Origin of the sequence: Streptomyces sp. enrichment culture, from assembly GCF_964273255.1 — a bacterium.
Lineage (GTDB): Bacteria > Actinomycetota > Actinomycetes > Streptomycetales > Streptomycetaceae > Streptomyces.
On record NZ_OZ186835.1, the window covers coordinates 6,172,172 to 6,190,522 of the forward strand.

Annotated in this window: 21 protein-coding genes; 10 read left to right on the forward strand and 11 right to left on the reverse strand. The window is 75.2% G+C overall.

What is annotated here, in order from left to right:
• Positions 1 to 32: 32 nt before the first annotated feature.
• Positions 33 to 431 (forward strand): hypothetical protein, encoded by a 399-nt coding sequence (locus ACSU53_RS26915; RefSeq protein ID WP_437033435.1) that lies wholly within the window; start codon positions 33 to 35, stop codon positions 429 to 431.
• Positions 432 to 619: 188 nt separating this feature from the next.
• On the opposite strand, the gene ACSU53_RS26920 is transcribed toward ACSU53_RS26915, so the two are convergent.
• Positions 620 to 943, reverse strand: a complete 324-nt coding sequence (locus ACSU53_RS26920) for a hypothetical protein (RefSeq protein WP_437031811.1) — start codon at positions 941 to 943, stop codon at positions 620 to 622.
• Between the two features lie 100 nt (positions 944 to 1,043).
• Between ACSU53_RS26920 and ACSU53_RS26925 the strand changes: the two genes are divergently transcribed.
• The gene (locus ACSU53_RS26925; protein ID WP_437031813.1) at positions 1,044 to 1,184 is read left to right on the forward strand and encodes a hypothetical protein; all 141 of its coding nucleotides are present in this window, start codon (positions 1,044 to 1,046) and stop codon (positions 1,182 to 1,184) included.
• Between the two features lie 42 nt (positions 1,185 to 1,226).
• On the opposite strand, the gene ACSU53_RS26930 is transcribed toward ACSU53_RS26925, so the two are convergent.
• Positions 1,227 to 1,739, reverse strand: coding sequence for a DinB family protein (locus tag ACSU53_RS26930; protein WP_437031815.1), 513 nt, complete (start codon positions 1,737 to 1,739; stop codon positions 1,227 to 1,229).
• 42 nt (positions 1,740 to 1,781) lie between these two features.
• On the reverse strand, positions 1,782 to 2,372 hold the full coding sequence (locus ACSU53_RS26935; protein ID WP_437031817.1) for a TetR/AcrR family transcriptional regulator: 591 nt from the start codon (positions 2,370 to 2,372) through the stop codon (positions 1,782 to 1,784).
• A gap of 87 nt (positions 2,373 to 2,459) precedes the next feature.
• Here ACSU53_RS26935 and ACSU53_RS26940 point away from each other — a divergent pair, with 87 nt between their 5' ends.
• Complete coding sequence (locus tag ACSU53_RS26940) at positions 2,460 to 3,653, forward strand: FAD-dependent monooxygenase (RefSeq protein ID WP_437031819.1); 1,194 nt, start codon at positions 2,460 to 2,462, stop codon at positions 3,651 to 3,653.
• A 13-nt stretch (positions 3,654 to 3,666) separates the two neighbouring features.
• A complete protein-coding gene (locus ACSU53_RS26945; RefSeq protein ID WP_437031821.1) occupies positions 3,667 to 4,575 on the forward strand; it encodes a Gfo/Idh/MocA family protein in 909 nt (302 codons plus the stop codon).
• On the opposite strand, the gene lnt is transcribed toward ACSU53_RS26945, so the two are convergent.
• Together lnt and ACSU53_RS26955 are read right to left on the reverse strand one after the other, a co-directional pair.
• Positions 4,496 to 6,064: an apolipoprotein N-acyltransferase gene (gene lnt, locus ACSU53_RS26950; RefSeq protein WP_437031823.1), complete on the reverse strand. Its 1,569-nt coding sequence runs from the start codon at positions 6,062 to 6,064 to the stop codon at positions 4,496 to 4,498. The two genes, ACSU53_RS26945 and lnt, sit on opposite strands and share 80 nt — an antisense overlap.
• Before the next feature lie 76 nt (positions 6,065 to 6,140).
• Positions 6,141 to 6,620, reverse strand: a complete 480-nt coding sequence (locus ACSU53_RS26955) for a nuclear transport factor 2 family protein (RefSeq protein WP_437031825.1) — start codon at positions 6,618 to 6,620, stop codon at positions 6,141 to 6,143.
• A gap of 188 nt (positions 6,621 to 6,808) precedes the next feature.
• Here ACSU53_RS26955 and ACSU53_RS26960 point away from each other — a divergent pair, with 188 nt between their 5' ends.
• Positions 6,809 to 7,549 carry an SDR family NAD(P)-dependent oxidoreductase gene (locus ACSU53_RS26960; protein ID WP_437031827.1) on the forward strand — a complete coding sequence of 247 codons (741 nt, stop codon included), beginning with the start codon at positions 6,809 to 6,811 and terminating at the stop codon, positions 7,547 to 7,549.
• 195 nt (positions 7,550 to 7,744) lie between these two features.
• Here the strand turns inward: ACSU53_RS26960 and ACSU53_RS26965 are convergent, their stop codons facing one another.
• On the reverse strand, positions 7,745 to 7,924 hold the full coding sequence (locus ACSU53_RS26965) for a hypothetical protein (protein WP_437031829.1): 180 nt from the start codon (positions 7,922 to 7,924) through the stop codon (positions 7,745 to 7,747).
• A 434-nt stretch (positions 7,925 to 8,358) separates the two neighbouring features.
• Between ACSU53_RS26965 and ACSU53_RS26970 the strand changes: the two genes are divergently transcribed.
• The gene (locus tag ACSU53_RS26970) at positions 8,359 to 8,832 is read left to right on the forward strand and encodes a PASTA domain-containing protein (RefSeq protein ID WP_437031831.1); all 474 of its coding nucleotides are present in this window, start codon (positions 8,359 to 8,361) and stop codon (positions 8,830 to 8,832) included.
• Between the two features lie 14 nt (positions 8,833 to 8,846).
• On the opposite strand, the gene ACSU53_RS26975 is transcribed toward ACSU53_RS26970, so the two are convergent.
• Together ACSU53_RS26975 and ACSU53_RS26980 are read right to left on the reverse strand one after the other, a co-directional pair.
• Complete coding sequence (locus ACSU53_RS26975) at positions 8,847 to 9,722, reverse strand: undecaprenyl-diphosphate phosphatase (RefSeq protein ID WP_437031833.1); 876 nt, start codon at positions 9,720 to 9,722, stop codon at positions 8,847 to 8,849.
• A 428-nt stretch (positions 9,723 to 10,150) separates the two neighbouring features.
• Complete coding sequence (locus ACSU53_RS26980; RefSeq protein ID WP_437031835.1) at positions 10,151 to 10,936, reverse strand: TVP38/TMEM64 family protein; 786 nt, start codon at positions 10,934 to 10,936, stop codon at positions 10,151 to 10,153.
• Between the two features lie 49 nt (positions 10,937 to 10,985).
• Between ACSU53_RS26980 and ACSU53_RS26985 the strand changes: the two genes are divergently transcribed.
• The 3 genes from ACSU53_RS26985 (at position 10,986) to ACSU53_RS26995 (ending at position 14,357) form a co-directional block, all read left to right on the forward strand.
• Positions 10,986 to 11,723, forward strand: coding sequence for a DNA alkylation repair protein (locus tag ACSU53_RS26985; protein ID WP_437031837.1), 738 nt, complete (start codon positions 10,986 to 10,988; stop codon positions 11,721 to 11,723).
• Between the two features lie 472 nt (positions 11,724 to 12,195).
• The gene (tuf, locus tag ACSU53_RS26990; protein WP_437031839.1) at positions 12,196 to 13,365 is read left to right on the forward strand and encodes an elongation factor Tu; all 1,170 of its coding nucleotides are present in this window, start codon (positions 12,196 to 12,198) and stop codon (positions 13,363 to 13,365) included.
• Between the two features lie 146 nt (positions 13,366 to 13,511).
• Entirely contained in the window at positions 13,512 to 14,357 is an 846-nt protein-coding gene (locus ACSU53_RS26995; RefSeq protein WP_437031841.1) for a spermidine synthase, read from the forward strand.
• A gap of 237 nt (positions 14,358 to 14,594) precedes the next feature.
• Here ACSU53_RS26995 and ACSU53_RS27000 read toward each other — a convergent pair whose 3' ends face one another.
• Both ACSU53_RS27000 and ACSU53_RS27005 read right to left on the reverse strand, forming a co-directional pair.
• The gene (locus tag ACSU53_RS27000) at positions 14,595 to 15,875 is read right to left on the reverse strand and encodes an MFS transporter (protein ID WP_437031843.1); all 1,281 of its coding nucleotides are present in this window, start codon (positions 15,873 to 15,875) and stop codon (positions 14,595 to 14,597) included.
• A gap of 77 nt (positions 15,876 to 15,952) precedes the next feature.
• A complete protein-coding gene (locus ACSU53_RS27005) occupies positions 15,953 to 16,963 on the reverse strand; it encodes a hypothetical protein (protein WP_437031845.1) in 1,011 nt (336 codons plus the stop codon).
• A gap of 142 nt (positions 16,964 to 17,105) precedes the next feature.
• Here ACSU53_RS27005 and ACSU53_RS27010 point away from each other — a divergent pair, with 142 nt between their 5' ends.
• On the forward strand, positions 17,106 to 17,543 hold the full coding sequence (locus tag ACSU53_RS27010) for a DUF4442 domain-containing protein (protein WP_437033437.1): 438 nt from the start codon (positions 17,106 to 17,108) through the stop codon (positions 17,541 to 17,543).
• A 199-nt stretch (positions 17,544 to 17,742) separates the two neighbouring features.
• Here ACSU53_RS27010 and ACSU53_RS27015 read toward each other — a convergent pair whose 3' ends face one another.
• Complete coding sequence (locus ACSU53_RS27015; RefSeq protein ID WP_437031846.1) at positions 17,743 to 18,204, reverse strand: cyclic nucleotide-binding domain-containing protein; 462 nt, start codon at positions 18,202 to 18,204, stop codon at positions 17,743 to 17,745.
• Between the last annotated feature and the right edge of the window lie 147 nt (positions 18,205 to 18,351).

Consider the following 18,351-nt stretch of genomic DNA (forward strand, 5'->3'; position numbering starts at 1 on the left):
CACCTGCCCGGGTGTCAGTGGTGCACGCCATGATGACCGGCGTGAACCCGGAGACTCTGATCGACGTGTGGCAGCGGCTTCTCGCCGACCCCGGTAAGTCCTATGTGCTGTTCGAGCACGGCACCTGTGTCGTGCTGACGGCTCCGGAGGGGGAACTCGCCGAGCAGGCCGTCGCACTCCTCCGGCAGTTCGGGCCCGTGCGCGCCGGGTCCTCGGCGGGGGACTTCGGGGTCATCGACCCCCGGGACGCGGACGGATGGATCGTCACCGGGCACCACAACGACGTCCTCACCTATGTCGGCCCCGACGAGCCGCAGGACCGGTCGGACCTCGCCGTCGGGCTGCTCGGACGGTCCAAGCGCCACCGGGACGCCACCGGGCTGAACGTCGTCCACGTCCGGGACGGGCGGGGCCGGGCTGAACCCGCCTGAGGAGGGCACCGCGCCGCCGGGTGGCCGCCGGTGCACCGGCTCCGCCGGACCGCGCGTGATCCGGCGGGACACCGCCCGCGGGGCCGTCGGCGGCCGCACCGGCCCGCCCGGCCCGGGAGCGCCCGCCCGGTGCGGGTGTCGCCGGGGCACGGGCGGCCGCCGCTGACCGGCGACGGGCCCCCTCCGCCTCACCGCCCGTAGACCTCCCGGCAGATCGCCGCCTGCGGGCTGTCCTGCGGCCAGTGGCCGTACTCCCTGCCCAGCGCGCACACGTCCGCCCCGCCGCGGCCCGCCTGCCCCGGCCCGCCGCGCCCGCCGGCGGCCGGGCCGGGTGCGGGGGCCTCGCCCCGCGGGGCGGGACGGTCCGGACGGGCGGGGTCGCGGTCCGGGGCCGGGGCGGGAGGCTCCGGCGCGGCGGACGGCGGACCGGAGTGCCGCGGGGGAGCGGCGGACGGCCGCTCCGTGCCCGACGGGCCGATCATCTCCAGGGCCTCACGGGCCGGCGCCTGCACGGCCGGCGTCCGCACCACCCCGTCCGGGCCGGGAGCGGGCGGCACCGGCGGCTCGGCCGGGGCCGTCGGAGGCCGTGGGGCGGAGGGAGGAGGCGGGACCGTGACACAGCCCGAGAGGGCCGACATCGCCACGGTCAGCAGCAGGGCCGCTGTCGTCGTCGTTCGATGCACCCGGGCCAGTCTGCTGGCTCCGGGCGTCGCCGTGGAGGCGATCGCCGTCACGCGTGCCCCGCACGGGTGATGTCCTGCCCCGTACGGGGGCCGGGCGGGCGCCGGGCTGACGTCAGTCGCCGGTGGCGCCGTCCAGGGCCTCGCGGATCAGGTCGGCGTGGCCGTTGTGCCGCGCGTACTCCTCGATCATGTGGGTGTGCAGCCAGCGCAGGCTGAAGCGTTCGCCGGTGCGGGCGTGCCTGCCCCGCGACATGTCGTCCAGCGCGAACCCGGCCGCGTTGCGGCGGGCGACCGCGATCTCCTCCTGCCAGGTCGCGTACGCCTCCTTCCAGTTGTCCGCCGGCGTGACACGGAAGTCGCCGTCGGGGTCGGCCTCGCTGTAGTGGATCGGTCCGGCGTCCTCGTCCATCAGCACCCGGCGGTACCAGCCACGCTCCACGTCGGCCATGTGCCGGACGAGCCCGAGCAGGGTGAGTGAGGACGGGGACACCGACGCGGTGCGCAACTGGGCGTCGGTCAGGCCCTCGCACTTCCAGGCCAGGGTGCTGCGGTGGTAGTCGAGCCAGCCCTCCAGCATGGCCCGTTCGTCGGCGTCGGTGGCGGGTTCACGGCGATCGGTCGTCATGGGGGCATCCTCACGCATGCCGCGCCGCGCCACGACGCGTTTTCAGCCGTCGAGCATCCCCTGCAGCACCTCACGCAAGCTGTCCCGCAGTTCCTGCGGACCGGGCGGGCGCGAGCCGAAGGACCCGGCCACGCAGGAGAACAGCAGCCCGTCGGCCCAGGCGATCAGGGACAGGGCGTGCCGGCCGGGGTCGGTGGAGCCGAGTCCGGTGACGAGGGCGGTCAACAGGTCGCGGAACCGGGCGCCGGTGGCGTCGAAGTGGGCGCGCAGTTCGGGGCGGCGGGTCGCCTCCAGGGCGAGTTCGTAGCGGGCGAGGGTGAGGTCGCGGTTGCCGGTCAGGGCGCGGTGGGTGGCCAGGGCGAGCGCGTCCACCACCGCGCCGGTGCCCTGGCCGGGGTCCGGCAGGGCGTCCAGGGCGAGGACCCGGGCCTCCCGCTCGGCGAGCCGCCGCACCGCCAGTTCCAGCAGCGCCTGACGGGTGCGCGCCACGTTCGAGGTGGAGCCCTGCGGCAGTCCGGCGGCCTCGTCGACCGCCCGGTGCGTCAGGCCGCGCATCCCGCGCTCGGCGAGCAGGGACAGGGCGGCGTCGGCGACAAGATCGGCGCGGGAGGCGCCTGCGGTGCTCACGGACATGGGCTCAACCTACCGTCCGCACTACCGCTGTAGTACAGTCGTGCCCACGGGCACTACAGGTGTAGTCACCGTCGGGAGGAGTCAGCCATGGCACAGGTCGAGCGGGCCGTCGTGATCGGCGGCGGGATCGGCGGACTGACCGCCGCGTCCGCGCTGCACCGGCGCGGGATCCGGGTGACGGTCCTGGAGCGGGCCGCATCGCTCGCCCCGGCCGGCGCGGCGATCTCCCTGGCCCCCAACGCGTTGCGCGCCCTGGACCTGATCGGCGTCGGCGACGCCGTCCGCGCCCTGGCCGCGTTCCAGGGCGACGGAGGAGTGCGCGCACCCGACGGGCGGTGGCTGGTCCGCTCCAGCGCCGCCGCCGCCAGCGAACGCTTCGGCGGCCCGCTCGTCCTCCTGTCCCGCGCCACCCTCGTCGGCCACCTGGCGGCCACCCTGCCGCCGGACGCCGTCCGCACGGCCGCCGACGCCCGCGTCCTGGACCCCGGCGACCCGGCCGACCCCGGCCGGCCGGCCCGCGTGTCGACCCCCGACGGGGAGCTGACGGCGGACCTCGTGGTGGCCGCCGACGGCATCCGCTCGGCCGTGCGCGGCACCCTCTTCCCGGACCGTCCCGGCCCCGTCTACGCCGGGTTCACCACCTGGCGGGTCCTGATCCCCGTACCGGGCGCCGACTTCGCCTCCCACGAGACGTGGGGCCCGGGCCGCATCTGGGGCACGCATCCGCTGCGGGACGGCCGGGTCTACGCCTACGCCGCCGCCCGGACGCCCGAGGGCGGCCGGGCCCCCGACGACGAGAAGGCCGAACTGCTGCGGCTCTACGGCGACTGGCACGACCCGGTCCCCGCCGTCCTGGCCGCCGCCCGCCCCGAGGACGTGCTGCGGCACGACGTGCACCACCTCGCCCGGCCGCTGCCCGCCCTCCACCACGGCCGGGTCGCACTCGTCGGCGACGCGGCGCACGCCATGCCGCCCAACCTCGGCCAGGGCGGCAACCAGGCCATCGAGGACGCCGTCGTCCTCGCCCACCACAGCGGTGACCTCACCGCCTACACGGCGGCCCGGCTGCCGCGCACCACCGCGATCGCCCGCCAGGCGGTCCGGGCGGCCCGGCTGAACCTGATGACCAGCCGGGCCGGCATCGCCCTGCGCGACCACGCCCTGGCGGCGGTGTCCAGGGCAGCCCCCGGACTCCTGCTGCGCACCTTCGACGGCATCGCCGACTGGCATCCGCCCCGGCCGCCGTATGCTTCCCGGCAGACCACGCCAGGCGACGGCTAGAGGAGAACACCCCGTGAAGGTCGGCTGCATCGGACTCGGCGACATCGCGCAGAAGGCCTACCTCCCGGTGCTGGGCACCCTGCCCGACGTGACGCTGCACCTGCAGACCCGGACGCCCGCCACGCTCACCCGCGTCGCCGACGGCCTCCACCTGCCGCCGGACCGGCGCCACGCCGACCTCGACTCCCTGCTCGCCCAGGATCTCGACGCGGCCTTCGTGCACGCGCCCACCACGGCCCACCCGGACATCGTGGCCCGGCTGCTCGACGCCGGCGTCCCCACCTACGTCGACAAGCCCCTCGCCTACGACCTCGCCGACTCCACCCGTCTCGTGGACCTCGCGGAGGCGCGCGGTGTGAGCCTCGCGGTCGGCTTCAACCGGCGCTTCGCCCCGGGCTACGCCCAGTGCGCCGAGCACCCGCGCGACCTGATCCTCCTGCAGAAGAACCGGGTCGGCCTGCCCGAGGATCCGCGCACCATGGTCCTCGACGACTTCATCCACGTCGTCGACACCCTGCGCTTCCTCGTGCCCGGCACGGTCGACGACGTGACCGTGCGCGGCCGCACCGAGGGCGGACTGCTGCACCACGTCGTCCTCCAGCTCACCGGAGACGGCTTCACCGCGCTCGGGGTGATGAACCGGCTCAGCGGATCCGCCGAGGAGATCCTGGAGGTCTCGGGGCAGGACTCCAAGCGCCAGGTCCTCAACCTGGCGGAGGTCGTCGACCACAAGGGCCAGCCCACCGTGCGGCGGCGCGGGGACTGGGTCCCGGTGGCCCGGCAGCGCGGCATCGAACAGGCCGTGCTCGCCTTCCTCGACGCGGTCCGCGCCGGACGGGTGCTCAGCGCCCGGGACGCGCTGGAGACCCATGAACTGTGCGAGCGCGTGGTGCGCGCGGTGACCCGTCCCGCCGCCGCCTGACCCGCAGGGCCTCCACGACGCACCAGGCCGCGACGACGACCGGGGCCGCCTGCGGCACCCGGTCGCCGAACCGGACGTAGGGCGTCGTACCGTGCGCCAGCGGCACGTCGTAGACATGGGTGCCGGACGTTCCCGTGCCCAGCCACGGCCCGGCCCGCCGGCCGTCCGGGCCGTACACGGCGGACACGCCCGTCAGCGTCGCGTGCACCATCGGCCGGCCGGTCTCCGCGGCCCGCAGCGCGGCGATCGACGCGTGCTGCTCCGGCGCCCAGCTCTGCTGGAACGTCGACGTCGACGACTGGGCCAGCAGCACGTCCGCGCCGTCCTCGGCGAGACTCCGGCCCATGTCCGGGAACGCGGTCTCGAAGCACACCATCGGGCCGATCCGCAGCCCGCCGCCCGCGTCCATCACCACCTGCTCCGTACCGCGCCTGCGGTCCTCGCCCGCCGCCTTGCCGACCGAGGTCGCCCAGCCCAGCAGGGAACGGGCCGGGATGTACTCCCCGAACGGCACCAGCCGCATCTTGTCGTACCGGTCACCGGTCGGGCCGTCGGGGCCGACCAGCACCGAGCTCTTGAAGATGCCGGGCCGGTCGGACCTCCGGGCGTCCACGTTCACCAGCAGTGCGGCGCCCGTGTCCCGGGACAGCGCGGCGAGCCGCCGGGCCAGGCCGGGGCGGTCGCCCAGGTCGAAGCCCACGCTGCTCTCGCCCCACACCACGAGGTCCACGTCCTGGCCCGCCAGCCGGCGGGTGAGCTGTTCCTGCCGGTCGAACCGGCGGTCCGCGCTCGCGGGCCCGGCGACCACCCCCGGCTGCACGACCGCGATCCGGACCCGTTCGTCGGTGTGCGGCCGCGGCGACCACACCCAGGCCGCCGAACCCGCCGCGGCCACCGTCACCAGCGCGGCCACGGCCGGCAGCCGCGCCGCGCGCACCACGACGAGCACCGCCACCGCCACGTTCACCGCCACCAGCAGCAGACCGACCAGCCAGACGCCGCCCACCGAGGCCAGCCGCAGGGCCGCGCCCACCTGCCACTGACTGGCGCCGAGCACCCCCCAGGGCCCGCCCAGGGCGTGCCACGACCGGACCAGCTCGATCACGAGCCAGCCCGACGGCAGCACCACCAGCGCGGCCACCACCCGGCCCCGGGACGGCACACCGCCCAGGAGCCTGCGCACCAGCCACCCCCAGGGCGCCCACAGCGCCCCGAGCAGCGCGGCGATGACGAACGTGAACACGTGCAGGTTCGGCAGAAGCCAGTGGTGCATGGCGAACATGAACCCGAAACCGCCGCACCACCCGTCGAGCGCCGCCCGGCGTCCCGTCGGCGCGCCCCGCACCAGCAGGATCCACGGCACGAGCGCGACACCGGCGCACCACCACAGGGACGGGGCGGGGAAGGCCAGGACCGGCAGGGCGCCCGCGACCACCGCCACGGCGGAGCGGTACCACGGGGAGGCGAGCCGGCGACCGAACGTCTTCATGGGCGGCTCCCTACCCCGTGATGGCCCCAGTGTGCGCCCGCGGGCGATCCGGGGCAGCGCGGGCCGGTTCAGTCGATCACACCGGCAGCCCCGGACTGGGCAGGCGCCGCCACGTCTCCCGCACGACCACCTCGCTCAGCCGCCAGCCGTCCTCCGTGCGCACCAGGGCGAACGTGTACCGGCCCCCGCACACCACGTCCGGCGGTGCCGCGCCCCCGCCGTCCCGGGCGCCGCCGCCCAAGGGGCTGATGTAGTCGGCCCGTACGCCGGCCGTGTCGCCGGTGTCCAGCTCCCGGACGCCGAACCGCACCAGCCGGTTGACGATCAGGTGCTGCCGCACCGGGAACCCCGACAGGGACTCGGCCAGCCAGTCCGCCACCTCCCCGGCACTGCCCTCGATGCCGCCCGCCGCGCGGTGGTCCGCCCTCCCGCCCGGTGCGAACAGCCCGCGGAATCCCTCCCAGTCGCCGTCGTCCACGGCCACCGCGTACTCGGTGACGAGCGCGTCCACGGCCAGCCGGTCCCTCACAGTCGCGAGCTCCACACGCTGGGTCATCGGATCAGTGTTGACCAGGGGGCGTGGGGCGCCAAGGGGGCCGTCCGGACTTTCGTCGCGCGGCTGCCCGGCTGCCCGGCTGCCCGCCGCCCGCCGCCGGCCGTCCGGCCGCCCGGGTCCGGCGCGGGCCCCGCGACCGGGTCTGCGAATCTGGGGACCGTGCAGGCGCCGTCTCCGGGAGGCAGGACATGAAACGACTCGTCACCGTGGTCACCGGCGGGAGCCGGGGGATCGGGGCCGCCACCAGTCTGCGGCTCGCGGCCGAGGGGCACGACGTGGTGGTGGGTTACGTGCGCGACGCGGACGCCGCGGACGCCGTGGCCCGGGGCGTGCGCTCGGCCGGCGCGCGCGCCGTCACCGTGCGGGGCGACACCTCCGTGGAGGCGGACGTCGAGCGGCTCTTCGAGGTGGCGGAGCGGGAACTCGGCCCGGTGACGGGGCTGGTGAACAACGCGGCGGTGACCGGACCGCTGGGCCGGTTCGCCGACGTCGGCACCGACACCCTGCGGCGGGTCGTCGACGTCAACGTGATGGGCACGCTGCTGTGCGCGCGGCGGGCCGCGCAGCTGATGACACCCCGGGGCGAGGGCGTGATCGTCAACATCTCGTCCGGCGCCGCCACCCTCGGCAGCCCCGGCGAATACGTCCACTACGCGGCGACCAAGGCGGCCGTCGACACGCTGACGCTCGGTCTGGCCAAGGAGCTCGGTCCCGACGGGATCCGGGTCAACGCGGTGGCACCGGGGGTGATCGACACGGAGATGCACGCCGCGATGGGAGCCCCGGACCGGGCCCGGCAGGCCGCCGCCGCGATCCCGATGCGCCGCGCCGGACAGGCCGAGGAGATCGCGGCGGCCGTGGCCTGGCTCATGTCACCGGACGCCTCGTACACCACGGGGACGGTGCTGCGGGTGGCCGGCGGACGCTGACACGGTGCATGCGGTGAACGCGGTGAACGCGGCGTCCCGGTAAGGGAGTTGTAGAGCACCCGCGGCCGGGGCGGGGGAGCGGGGAGGGGGAGGAGGAGAAGCGTGCGACGCCGGAGCGGGAGGGCGGAGGGGCGGGCGGGGAGCGGGGCGGCCCGGATTCCGGGCCTCCGCACGCCCCGCCGCGGACGCGGGGCCTCAGGCCGCCTCGACGATCCCGCCACGGATCGCGGCAGCCCACTCGACCACGAGCAACTCGTACTCCGCCCGCTCGGAGGCCGACAGGGAGCCGCCCGCGCGCAGCCACAGCGCACGGATCTGCTCGTTGACGTCGTCGGCGGACCGCACGGAACCAGGGGTGACGAAATCGGGGGACATGCGGACAGCCTAGGCCCACGCACTGACACTGCGCTACCGGACGGCTACGGGTGTTGCGGCACGGTGGCCCGCGTCCCCGGTGGCTCCCGCCGCCCCCTGCCTCCGTGCCCGCGCCCCCGCGGGAGGCGCGCCGAACCGCACCGCGCCGAGTGGTCCGGGACGGCCCCGTTCCACGTCCGTACGACGGTGGGAGTGCGTGGGCTGTGGGGCGGGCGGGGCGGTGCCGTCCAGGCCAGGGGTCCGGCTGACGTCACGTCAGGAACGCCGGAAGCGGGGCGCGTTCGGCGCCGCCCGTGAGCCCTGCGTCTGCGTCCATCTCCGCGTCCGCGTCTGCTTCTACGCCTGCGTCACGGAATCGTCACACCTCGCTCACCGCGCGCACACGTCTGCCACGCTGATCGCCCTGCCCAAAACCGCACCCCGGGGGACGAACCATGCACATCCGTACCGTCGCCGCCGCGCTCGCCGCCGCGGCCCTGCTCACGCTCACGGCCTGCGAGGGCACCGACAGCGGGGGCGTCGGCTCCGCCTCGTCGGGCACCGCCGGCCGGGACGCCGACGGCACCCCCGGGAGCGATCCGCAGGGCGACCCCGGGGACACGAGCGCCACCGGGCCGGACAAGGGCGGGATTGAGACCGGCTCCGAGGCCGGGGCGGACGCCGGATCCGCTTCCGCACCGGCCTCCGCCGCGCTGCCGGACTTCACCGGCCAGGACCTGCAGGCCGCCCAGGACGCGGCCCAGGCCGCCGGCTTCTACGCCCTCGACGACCAGGACGCGAGCGGACAGAACCGGCTGCAGGTCTTCGACCGCAACTGGGTGGTGTGCAGCCAGGACCCGGCGCCCGGCACGCACCCCACGGACACCAGGGTGACCCTGTTCGCGGTCAAGGACGGGGAGAGCTGCTGACCGCGCAGGCGGCCTCAGTGAGCCGGTTCGCCCGCCCCCGGGCTCAGCACACCCGCGCTGACCAGCACGATGATGACGATGCCCAGGGCGATCCGGTACCAGACGAACGGCATGAAGCTACGGGTGGAGATGAACTTCATGAACCAGGCGATCACCGCGTACCCGGTGGCGAACGCGATGACCGTGGCGAAGACGGTCGGCCCCCAGGAGACGTGTCCGCCCTCGGTGGCGTCCTTGAGTTCGAAGAGGCCGGAGGCGAGCACGGCCGGGATGGCGAGCAGGAACGAATAGCGGGCGGCGGCCTCGCGCCGGTAGCCCATGAACAGGCCGCCGCTGATGGTGGCGCCGGAGCGGGAGACGCCCGGGACCAGGGCCATGGCCTGGCAGAGGCCGTAGATCAGGCCGTCCTTCACGGTCAGGTCCGTCAGTTCCTTCGGCTGCTTGGCGGCGCGGTGCCGGCCGCCGCGCTCGGCGCGGGCCGCGAGCCGGTCGGCAATGCCGAGGACGATGCCCATGCCGATAAGCATCGTGGCGGTGATCCGCAGGTCGCGGAACGGTCCCTCGATCTGATCCTTGAGCGTGAGGCCCAGGACGCCGATCGGGAGGGAGCCGACGATGACGAGCCAGCCCATGCGCGCGTCGCGGTCGCTGCGCAGTTCCCTGTCGGTGAGGGACCGCGTCCAGGCGGACAGGATCCGGCCGATGTCCTTGCGGAAGTAGATGAGCACCGCCGCCTCGGTGCCGATCTGCGTGATGGCGGTGAACGCCGCGCCCGGGTCCTCCCAGCCGGAGAAGGCCGCCGTCAGGCGCAGGTGCGCGCTGGAGGAGACGGGGAGGAACTCGGTCAGCCCCTGGACGAGTCCGAGGATGAGGGATTCAAACCAAGACATGAGGTAGCGGAGTCCAACTGCCGATCGTGGAAAGGGGGAGCGGGCACGCCGGACCGCAGGGTGCGGTGATCGATGATCGGGCGCGCCGCGGGGGCAGCGTAGCCTGCCGAAATGAACAGGGGGTGCAGGGGCGTCGCGGGGTCCGCCCCGGCCGCGTCGCCCGGAGGGGAGGGGGCGGCGGATCCCCCCGCGTGGACGGGACCGGGAGACGCGTCGGACGGTGGTCGGCAGGCGTCGGGCCGGTCGTGCGGAGGCCGTCGGGGTACTGACCGTGCGGCCGCGGTCCGTGGACGGGCCGTCGACTCCGCGGTGGGCGGCCCCACGGCTGCGCCCTGCGGGCGAGGAGCGTCCCGGCCGGGACGGGTGCGCCGCACCCGCCGTGAGGGAGGAGGCGGGGCCGCGGGCCGGGCGTCGCCCCGCCGCAGTCCTCACCGTCCGCGCAGCTGGTGCCGCTTGCGCCACGCCACCAGTCCGCCCGCCAGACCGGGGACGGCGATGCAGGCCAGCGCGATCAGGAAGGTGGGCGAGGTGGGCGCCGAGGCACTGTCGCCCGCGACGGCGTAGGCGGCGGTGTTCGGGATGGAACCGAGCGCGGTCGCCAGCAGGAACGGCACGAGGCCCATCCGCGACACCGCGGCGCAGTAGTTGGCCGCGGCGAACGGCACCCCGGGGAACAGGCGGGTCGCCAGCATCGACCGGAAACCGTGCCGGCTGAGCTGCCGGTCGGCGGCCTTCAGCCACCGCCCCCGCAGGAGCGGACGCAGCGCGTCCTGCCCGAGCGCCCGCCCGAGGCAGAACGCCAGCCCCGCCCCGAGCACCGTGCCGCAGAGGGCCGCACCCAGACCGAGCTGGGTGCCGAACAGCGCGCCCGCCCCGAGGTTGAGCAGCGGACGCGGCACGAACGCCACCGTGCACACCCCGTACGCCACCGCGTACAGCACCACGGCCGCCGCCCCGCCCAACTGGGACGGGAAGCCGTCGGTGAGCAGCCGCTGCGGTTCGAACAGCAGCATCGCGGAGGCCGCCGCCAGCAGCAGCACCACGAGCAGGGACAGCCGGGACCAGGGCGACAGCAGCACTCTGGCGCAGCGGGCCGCCGCGCCCGTCACGGGAGCGGACGGGGCCAGGGGGACGGAGAGCGCGAGATCGTGGGGGCCGACGGCTTGGGGAGGAGCCGTGGCCGTGCCGCCAGAGCGGGTGGAGGCATCGAGCATTCGGCGACAGTAGCCGACGCGCCGGTGTGATCGCCGTAGTGTGCGTCTCATGAACGCCGCCGTACCGGGCGCCGAGGGCGGCATCCCGCAGGTGCCCGCCAGTCCGCTCGCCGACACCGTCCTGCACCGGCTCACCACCGTCTACCCGGCGGCTGCCGATCCGGAGCGGGCGGTCGGGATGCGCGCGTACATGAAGGACGTCGCCCCCTTCCTGGGCCTGGCCACCCCGGTCCGCCGGGCCCTGTCCCGCACCGTGGTGGAGGGCCTGCCCCGGCCCGCCGAGGCGGACTGCGCGGCGATCGCCCTGCGCTGCTGGAGCCTGCCCGAGCGCGAGTACCAGTACTTCGCGGTGGACTACCTGCGGCGCCACGTACGGCACTGCTCCTCCGGCTTCCTGACCGTGACCCGGCACCTGCTCACCACCGTTCCGTGGTGGGACACCGTGGACCTGCTCGCCGCCCACGTGGTGGGCGCGCTGGTCGCGGCCGACCGCGGTCTGGCGGCCCGGATGGACGACTGGAGCGCCGACGACGACCTGTGGCTCGTCCGGACCGCGCTGCTGCACCAGCTGCGCTACAAGGAACGCACGGACACCGGGCGCCTCTTCGGCTACTGCGCCCGCCAGTCGGGGCATCCGGACTTCTTCGTGCGCAAGGCCATCGGCTGGTGCCTGCGTGAATACGCCAAGACCGACCCGGAGGCGGTCCGCGCCTTCGTCGCCCGTGAACGGGACCGGCTCGCGCCGCTGTCGGTGCGGGAGGCGCTGAAGAACATCGGCGCCGGCTGAGGAGCCGGCTGAGGCGCCGCTCGAGGAGCCGGGCGGAGCGGCGCCCGCCCGGGCCACGTCCCGGGCGCGCGCCCGGGACGTGGCGATCCGTCCGTGGCCGTCCCGCCCCCGGAGGTGTCCCCGCGCACACCGCCGGTCCGGCGCCCCGCCCGGGGCCGCGCGGAAAACCGTTCGACGTGGGGTCGCGCGGAAAACCGTTCGACGTGGGGCGGCGCGTCCGCCAGGATCGACGCCATGGTCCGGTACGCCTTTCTCCTCGACGCATCCGCCGCAGCGGATGCCCTGAAGGCTGCCGTCGACGCTCTCCTGGCCGCCGCCGACGGCGCCCGAAGCTGACCCTCCCCGGATCGACCGGCGGACCCCGCAGGGGGAGGGTCGGCCGGTTCCTCCCGGGGTCCCCGTCCCGCCGCGTGCCGATGCCGCCGCGCCGGGGCCGTCACGCAGCACCACCGAGAGACTTCGAGGTACCGCCATGTCCAAGACGGCGTACGTCCGCACCAAACCACACCTGAACATCGGCACGATGGGGCACGTCGACCACGGCAAGACCACCCTGACCGCCGCCATCACCAAGGTCCTCGCCGAGCGCGGCGGCGGCAGCTTCGTGCCGTTCGACCGCATCGACCGGGCGCCCGAGGAGGCCGCGCGCGGCATCACCATCAACCTCGCCCACGTCGAGTACGAGACCGACACCCGGCACTACGCGCACGTGGACATGCCCGGCCACGCCGACTACGTCAAGAACATGGTGACCGGCGCGGCCCAGCTGGACGGGGCGATCCTGGTGGTCTCCGCCCTCGACGGGATCATGCCGCAGACCGCGGAGCACGTGCTGCTGGCCCGTCAGGTCGGCGTCGACCACATCGTCGTCGCCCTCAACAAGGCGGACGCGGGCGACGAGGAGCTGACCGACCTGGTCGAGCTGGAGGTTCGCGAGTTGCTGTCGGCGCACGGCTACGGCGGTGACGCGGCGCCCGTGGTCCGGGTGTCCGGACTGAAGGCGCTGGAGGGCGACCCGCGCTGGACGGCGTCGATCGACGCGCTGCTGGACGCGGTGGACACGTACGTGCCGATGCCCGAGCGGTACGTGGACGCGCCCTTCCTGCTGCCGGTGGAGAACGTGCTCACGATCACCGGCCGGGGGACCGTCGTCACCGGCGCCGTGGAGCGCGGCACGATCCGCGTCGGCGAGCGGGTGGAGGTGCTCGGCGCGGGCGTGGAGACGGTGGTGACCGGCCTGGAGACCTTCGGCCGGCCGATGCCGGAGGCGCAGGCCGGGGACAACGTGGCGCTGCTGCTGCGGGGGGTGCCCCGTGACGCGGTGCGCCGCGGACACGTGGTCGCCGCGCCGGGCAGCGTGGTGCCGGGCCGACGGTTCACCGCCCGGGTGTACGTGCTGTCCGCCCGGGAGGGCGGCCGCACCACGCCGGTCTCCACCGGCTACCGGCCGCAGTTCTACCTCCGCACGGCGGACGTCGTCGGCGACGTCGACCTCGGCACGACGGCCGTCGCCCGTCCCGGTGACACGGTGACCATGACCGTGGAGCTGGGCCGCGAGGTGCCGTTGGAGCCGGGGCTCGGCTTCGCGATCCGCGAGGGCGGACGCACGGTCGGCGCCGGCACCGTGACGGAGGTCGGCTGAACGGCCCGCGAGGCTGCCCGCCCCCGACCGGGGGCGGGCAGCCCGCCGCCGGCCGGCGTCCGCGCCCGCCGCCCGCATCGGCTGAGCGGCATTCGCGCCCGCCGGCCGGGTCCGGTGGCTCCCGGGGCCGAGGGGACAATGGAGCGGTGACCGAGCCCCTCCCCGTGACCCGCGCCGTCGACCACGGCACCGCCAAGCTGATGCCCGACGTGGACCGGGACCGCGCCTGGCTGCTCACCGTCGACGGGGCGCCGCAGTCGTACGTCGACCTGGACGACCCGCGCCACCTCGAATTCGAGTACGCCCGGCGGATCGGCCACGTCCTGGACACGCTCGCCGAGCCGGGACGACCGCTGGACGCCGTGCACCTCGGCGGCGGCGCGCTCACCCTGCCCCGCTACCTGGCCGCCACCCGGCCCGGTTCCCGGCAGGACGTGGTGGAGGCCGACGGCGCCCTGTCCGCGCTCGTCGCCGAACACCTGCCGCTGGCCGGGGACAGCGGCGTCACCGTCCACACGGCGGACGCGCGGGCCTGGCTGGGCGAGGCACCCTCCGGCTCCGCGGACGTCCTGATCGCCGACGTGTTCGGCGGCTCCCGGGTGCCCGCCCATCTCACCACGGTCTCCTACGCCGAGGAGGCCGCCCGGGTCCTGCGTCACGACGGCGTCTACCTCGCCAACCTGGCGGACGCGGCGCCCTTCGACTTCCTGCGCTCGCAACTGGCGACGCTGGCCACGTGCTTCGCGGAGCTGGTGCTGGTCGCCGAGCCCGGAGTGCTGCGCGGGCGCCGCTTCGGCAACGCCCTGCTGGCCGCGGCCCACCGGCCCCTCGACACCGCCGCGCTGGCCCGGCGCACCGCCGCCGACGCCTTCCCGGCCCGGGTGGAACACGGCGAGGCGCTCCGGAGGTTCACGGCGGGCGCCCGCCCGGTGCGCGACGAGGACGCCGTCCCGTCCCCCGTGCCGCCCGAGGGCGCGTTCGGCATCGGCTGACCGGACGCGCCGTCACCCCCGGCCGTCGCACGGAAGGCGGCCCGGCGCGCGGGCCCGTGCGCGGTGCCGGTCACCATCGTCCGGGCGCCGGTGGCCGAGGTCGGCGGGCCGGCACGGTGGACCCGCGGCCGGGCGGGCCGGGCACGGCGGTCGAGCGGGCGGACCCGCGGACGCGGGAACGGGCGGCGCGTCGTCGCGTGGGGTGGCCGGGGGCCGCCGGGCTCCCGCCCGCGCCCGTCACGCCTTCTCGACCACCTCGGGCCGGCCGTCCGGTGCGGGGGACTCGGCGACCGCGCGGGTCCGCCGGCGCAGGTTGCGGACGTCCGGGACGCACAGCACCGCCCCGGTGGCCACCACGATCAGCGCGGCGCACCCCCACAGGGCCTCGGGGCGCCCGAGCGTCGCTTCGGCCGGCCCGGCCAGGGCGGTCGCCAGCGGCACCAGCGCGACCGAGCCGAACCAGTCGTAGGCGGAGACCCGCGACAGCTTCTCCTCCGGGATCTCCTGGTGCAGGGCCGTCATCCAGGACACGCCGAACACCTCCACCGACACCCCGGTCACGAACATCACCGCGCACAGCACCGCCACCGGCACCGGCACGGCGAGCGCGGCCGAGGGCAACGCCAGGGGGAACACGCACAGGGTGCCGGTGAACAGCAGCCGGACCGGTTTCCAGCGGGTCATGATCAGCGCGCCCACCACGGTGCCCCCGCCGAAGAAGCCCAGCGCCAGCCCCCAGGGTGCGGCGCCGCCCAGGTGGTCCCGGGCGACCAGGGGCCCGTAGACCGCGTCGGCCGCGGCCACCACCGCGTTGGCCAGGGAGAACTGGACGACGATGCTCCACAGCCAGGGACGTCCGGCGAACTCCCGCCAGCCCTCCCGCAGGTCGGAGAGCAGCCCGCCGCCGGGCGCGCGCGGGGGGATGTGCCGCACGTCGAGGAAGGCGCGCAGCGCCGCCGCCACCGCGAAGGCGGCCGCGTCCGCCGCGAGCACCCAGCCCGGTCCGACGGCGGCCACCATGGCACCGCCGAGCGCCGCACCGCCGAGGACCGAGCCCTGCATGGCCATCCGGAACACCGCGAAGGCCCGCCCGGCCTGCTCCCCTTCGACCGAGGAGAGCAGCATGCCCTCGGCGGCCGGGCCGAAGAACGCCTGGCCGGTGCCGCCGAGCGCGCTGAGCAGCATCATCTGCCACAGCAGCGGCTCGCCCGCCAGCACCAGGACGGCGAAGACGCCTTGGGAGACGCAGTTCAGGACGTTGGCCGCCACCATCACGTGGTGCCGCGGCAGCCGGTCCGCCACCGCGCCGCCGATCAGCAGGAACAGCACCAGGGGCAGGGTCCGCGCGGCGGCGACCAGGCCCACGTCGCCGGCGCCGCCGCCCGCGGCCAGGACGGCGAAGGCGGCGGCGATCAGGGCGCCGTTGCTGCCGAGGCTGGTCACCACGGCGGAGGCGGTCAGCAGCGTGTAGTTGCGTCCGGCCCAGGCGGGACGGCGACGGGAGACGGTGGTGGACACCCCGTGACTATCGCCGGGGCGGGGCCGAGTTGCCAAATGCCGGCCCCGCCCGCCGGTGACGATCCGGACGCCGGGCGTCAGGTGCCCGTCGGGGGCTCCTCGGTGAGCCGCACGGTGCTGAGGATCTTCTGGATGGTCGCGTCGGAGAGTTCGTCCTTGACGCCCTTGGCACCGAAGAGGTTCCAGGTGACGTAGTCGCCCGCGCCGTTCTTGAACGCGAAGGTGATCGCCTTGCCCTCGCTGTCGCACTTGCCCTTCTGCGGCGTGCCCTCGGAGTGGGCGGTGGCGAGGCTGCCCTTGATGCCGGAGGTCGTGGTGTACGGCTTCGGCTTGACCGTCTTCACGCTCTTCTTGTCGGGCTGGGTGTAGCCGCCGAAGATCCACCACGGCACGCGGGTCTCGGCCGCCTGGTCGGTCGTCTTGGCACCGTTCTCACCGCGGGTGCCCGCTGTGACGAGAGCGGTGTCCTCGTCGCGGCCGTCCTTGTCGTCGTCGGTGGTGCACCACTTGGACTTGAGGTAGGCGGGAGCGGTGACGGTGGTGCGGTCCCACTCCCCGTCCTTGTCCTCCCACTCGAAGCCGACGCTGGTGCCGGGCGTATCGATCTCCCAGTCGGCGGGGACGTCGAACTTCGTGCCGAAGCGCGTGTTCACGACGACCTGCCAGCCCGGAATGGTCGCCTTCTCCGCCTCGCCGCCGCGCGGGTTGTCCTCGGAGGCCGACGCGCTCGGCTCCTTGGACGCCTCCGCGGACGCGCTCGCCGAGGCCTTTCCGTCCTTGCCGCCCTTCGCGGTGTCGTCCTCGTCACCCCCGAGCACCAGAAATCCGGTCACCCCGGCGGTGATCACGACGGCCGTCGCCGCGATGATCGCCACCAGCTTGGTGCGGTTCCCGTCCCCGCCCTTGGGTGTGTGGGGGTCGCCCGGCACGGTCGGCGCGTTCCACTGCGGCTGCTGCTGTGCGTACGGATTCGGCTGCTGGTAGCCGGGCTGCTGGTACGGATTCGGCTGCTGGTACCCCGGCTGCTGGTACGGGTTGTTGTCCTGCGGGTTCTGCTCGCCCCCGGGCGGCTGCTGTCCTGGCCACATGGGCAGCAACCCTAGCCGCGCTCCGGACACGATTCGGTCACCGCCCTTTGACGGGGACGTAGCAACTCGGAGCCGACGGGCGCGGACGGCTGTGGCCCTCGGCCCTACTCGCGGGTAACCTGCGGCCATGAGCGCAGACCAGATGTCCGTCGGCGAGATGCTCGCCGCCACCGTTCCCATGGCCCGGACCCTCAACCTCCGGTTCATCGAGACCACGCCGGAACGAGCCGTGGTGGCCCTGCCGGACCAGGGCGAGTACCACAACCACGTGGGCGGCCCGCACGCCGGTGCGATGTTCACGCTCGGTGAGTCCGCGAGCGGCGCGATCGTGCTCGCCGCCTTCGGGGACCAGCTCGCACGCGCCGTGCCGCTCGCGGTCCGCGCCGAGATCGCCTACCGCAAGCTGGCGATGGGCCCCGTCACCGCCACCGCGACGCTGGGGCGTCCCGCCGCCGAGGTCGTGGCGGAACTTGACGCCGGACAGCGCCCCGAGTTCCCGGTCTCGGTCGCCATCCGGCGGGAGGACGGGGACGTGACCGGTGAGATGACCGTCGTGTGGACCCTCCGGCCCAACGGCTGACCGGCCTCCCGGCGCGGCCCCCGCCCGGGCCCGTCCGGCCTGCCCGGTCCGTCCGGTGAGGCCCGTCCGGTGAGCCCGTCCGCCCCGTGCGGCTGCCTGCCCGCGGGGTCCGTGCGGCAGGGACGCACGGGGCCGAAGGGCGGCTCGGCTCGGGCCGTTCCGGTTCCGCACGGCCGGGACCGTGCCCGCTCCGCCGGGCTCAGACCGTGCCCGCTCCGTAGGGGCCGTACAGGTCGAGCAGCCGGATGCGGGCGGCGTGCAGCCGGTGGGCGACCACGTTGCCGACCCACTGGGTGAGGTCCCGGCCCAGTCCGGCGTCCTCCCGGCACAGTGCGAGCACCGCCGCGGCGTCGAACTCGTGGGCCCGCACCGGGGTGGCCGCCTCGGCCCCCAGGTGCCACACGTGCGGGGTGAACAGCCAGGACCAGCCGACCAGTTCGTTGTGCCCGAGGCGCTCGATGACGGCCGGGCGGCGGCCCGGCACCCGCATGTCGAGTTCCACGGTGCCGGTGCGGACCACCCAGAAGCGGTCCGCCCGGCCGCCCTCCTCGAAGAGCCGGGTGCCCTGCGGGAAGGACACCTCGCGGGCGGTGCTCAGCAGACGCGCCCGCTGCTCGGCGGGCAGGGCGCGCGGCATGCTGGGGGACGGGGGAGCGAACATGGCGGGCCTCCCGGAGACGTACGACTTCCACGGTGTCTGTGCCGCCGGCTGCGACGGTGTCGGCGCCGGCTGCGACGGTGTCTGCGCTGCCGATTCCAGCGTCCGCCCGGGACGACGGCCCGTCCATGGGCCGTACGGCCCCCTCCC

Bases quoted from the DNA above. Each gene is read 5' to 3' on its own strand.
- ACSU53_RS26915 (WP_437033435.1), top strand. From the start codon at position 33: ATGACCGGCGTGAACCCGGAGACTCTGATCGACGTGTGGCAGCGGCTT.
- ACSU53_RS26930 (WP_437031815.1), bottom strand. From the start codon at position 1,739: ATGACGACCGATCGCCGTGAACCCGCCACCGACGCCGACGAACGGGCC.
- ACSU53_RS26935 (WP_437031817.1), bottom strand. From the start codon at position 2,372: ATGTCCGTGAGCACCGCAGGCGCCTCCCGCGCCGATCTTGTCGCCGAC.
- ACSU53_RS26940 (WP_437031819.1), top strand. From the start codon at position 2,460: ATGGCACAGGTCGAGCGGGCCGTCGTGATCGGCGGCGGGATCGGCGGA.
- lnt (WP_437031823.1), bottom strand. From the start codon at position 6,064: ATGAAGACGTTCGGTCGCCGGCTCGCCTCCCCGTGGTACCGCTCCGCC.
- ACSU53_RS26955 (WP_437031825.1), bottom strand. From the start codon at position 6,620: ATGACCCAGCGTGTGGAGCTCGCGACTGTGAGGGACCGGCTGGCCGTG.
- ACSU53_RS26960 (WP_437031827.1), top strand. From the start codon at position 6,809: ATGAAACGACTCGTCACCGTGGTCACCGGCGGGAGCCGGGGGATCGGG.
- ACSU53_RS26965 (WP_437031829.1), bottom strand. From the start codon at position 7,924: ATGTCCCCCGATTTCGTCACCCCTGGTTCCGTGCGGTCCGCCGACGAC.
- ACSU53_RS26970 (WP_437031831.1), top strand. From the start codon at position 8,359: ATGCACATCCGTACCGTCGCCGCCGCGCTCGCCGCCGCGGCCCTGCTC.
- ACSU53_RS26975 (WP_437031833.1), bottom strand. From the start codon at position 9,722: ATGTCTTGGTTTGAATCCCTCATCCTCGGACTCGTCCAGGGGCTGACC.
- ACSU53_RS26980 (WP_437031835.1), bottom strand. From the start codon at position 10,936: ATGCTCGATGCCTCCACCCGCTCTGGCGGCACGGCCACGGCTCCTCCC.
- ACSU53_RS26985 (WP_437031837.1), top strand. From the start codon at position 10,986: ATGAACGCCGCCGTACCGGGCGCCGAGGGCGGCATCCCGCAGGTGCCC.
- tuf (WP_437031839.1), top strand. From the start codon at position 12,196: ATGTCCAAGACGGCGTACGTCCGCACCAAACCACACCTGAACATCGGC.
- ACSU53_RS27005 (WP_437031845.1), bottom strand. From the start codon at position 16,963: ATGTGGCCAGGACAGCAGCCGCCCGGGGGCGAGCAGAACCCGCAGGAC.
- ACSU53_RS27010 (WP_437033437.1), top strand. From the start codon at position 17,106: ATGTCCGTCGGCGAGATGCTCGCCGCCACCGTTCCCATGGCCCGGACC.
- ACSU53_RS27015 (WP_437031846.1), bottom strand. From the start codon at position 18,204: ATGTTCGCTCCCCCGTCCCCCAGCATGCCGCGCGCCCTGCCCGCCGAG.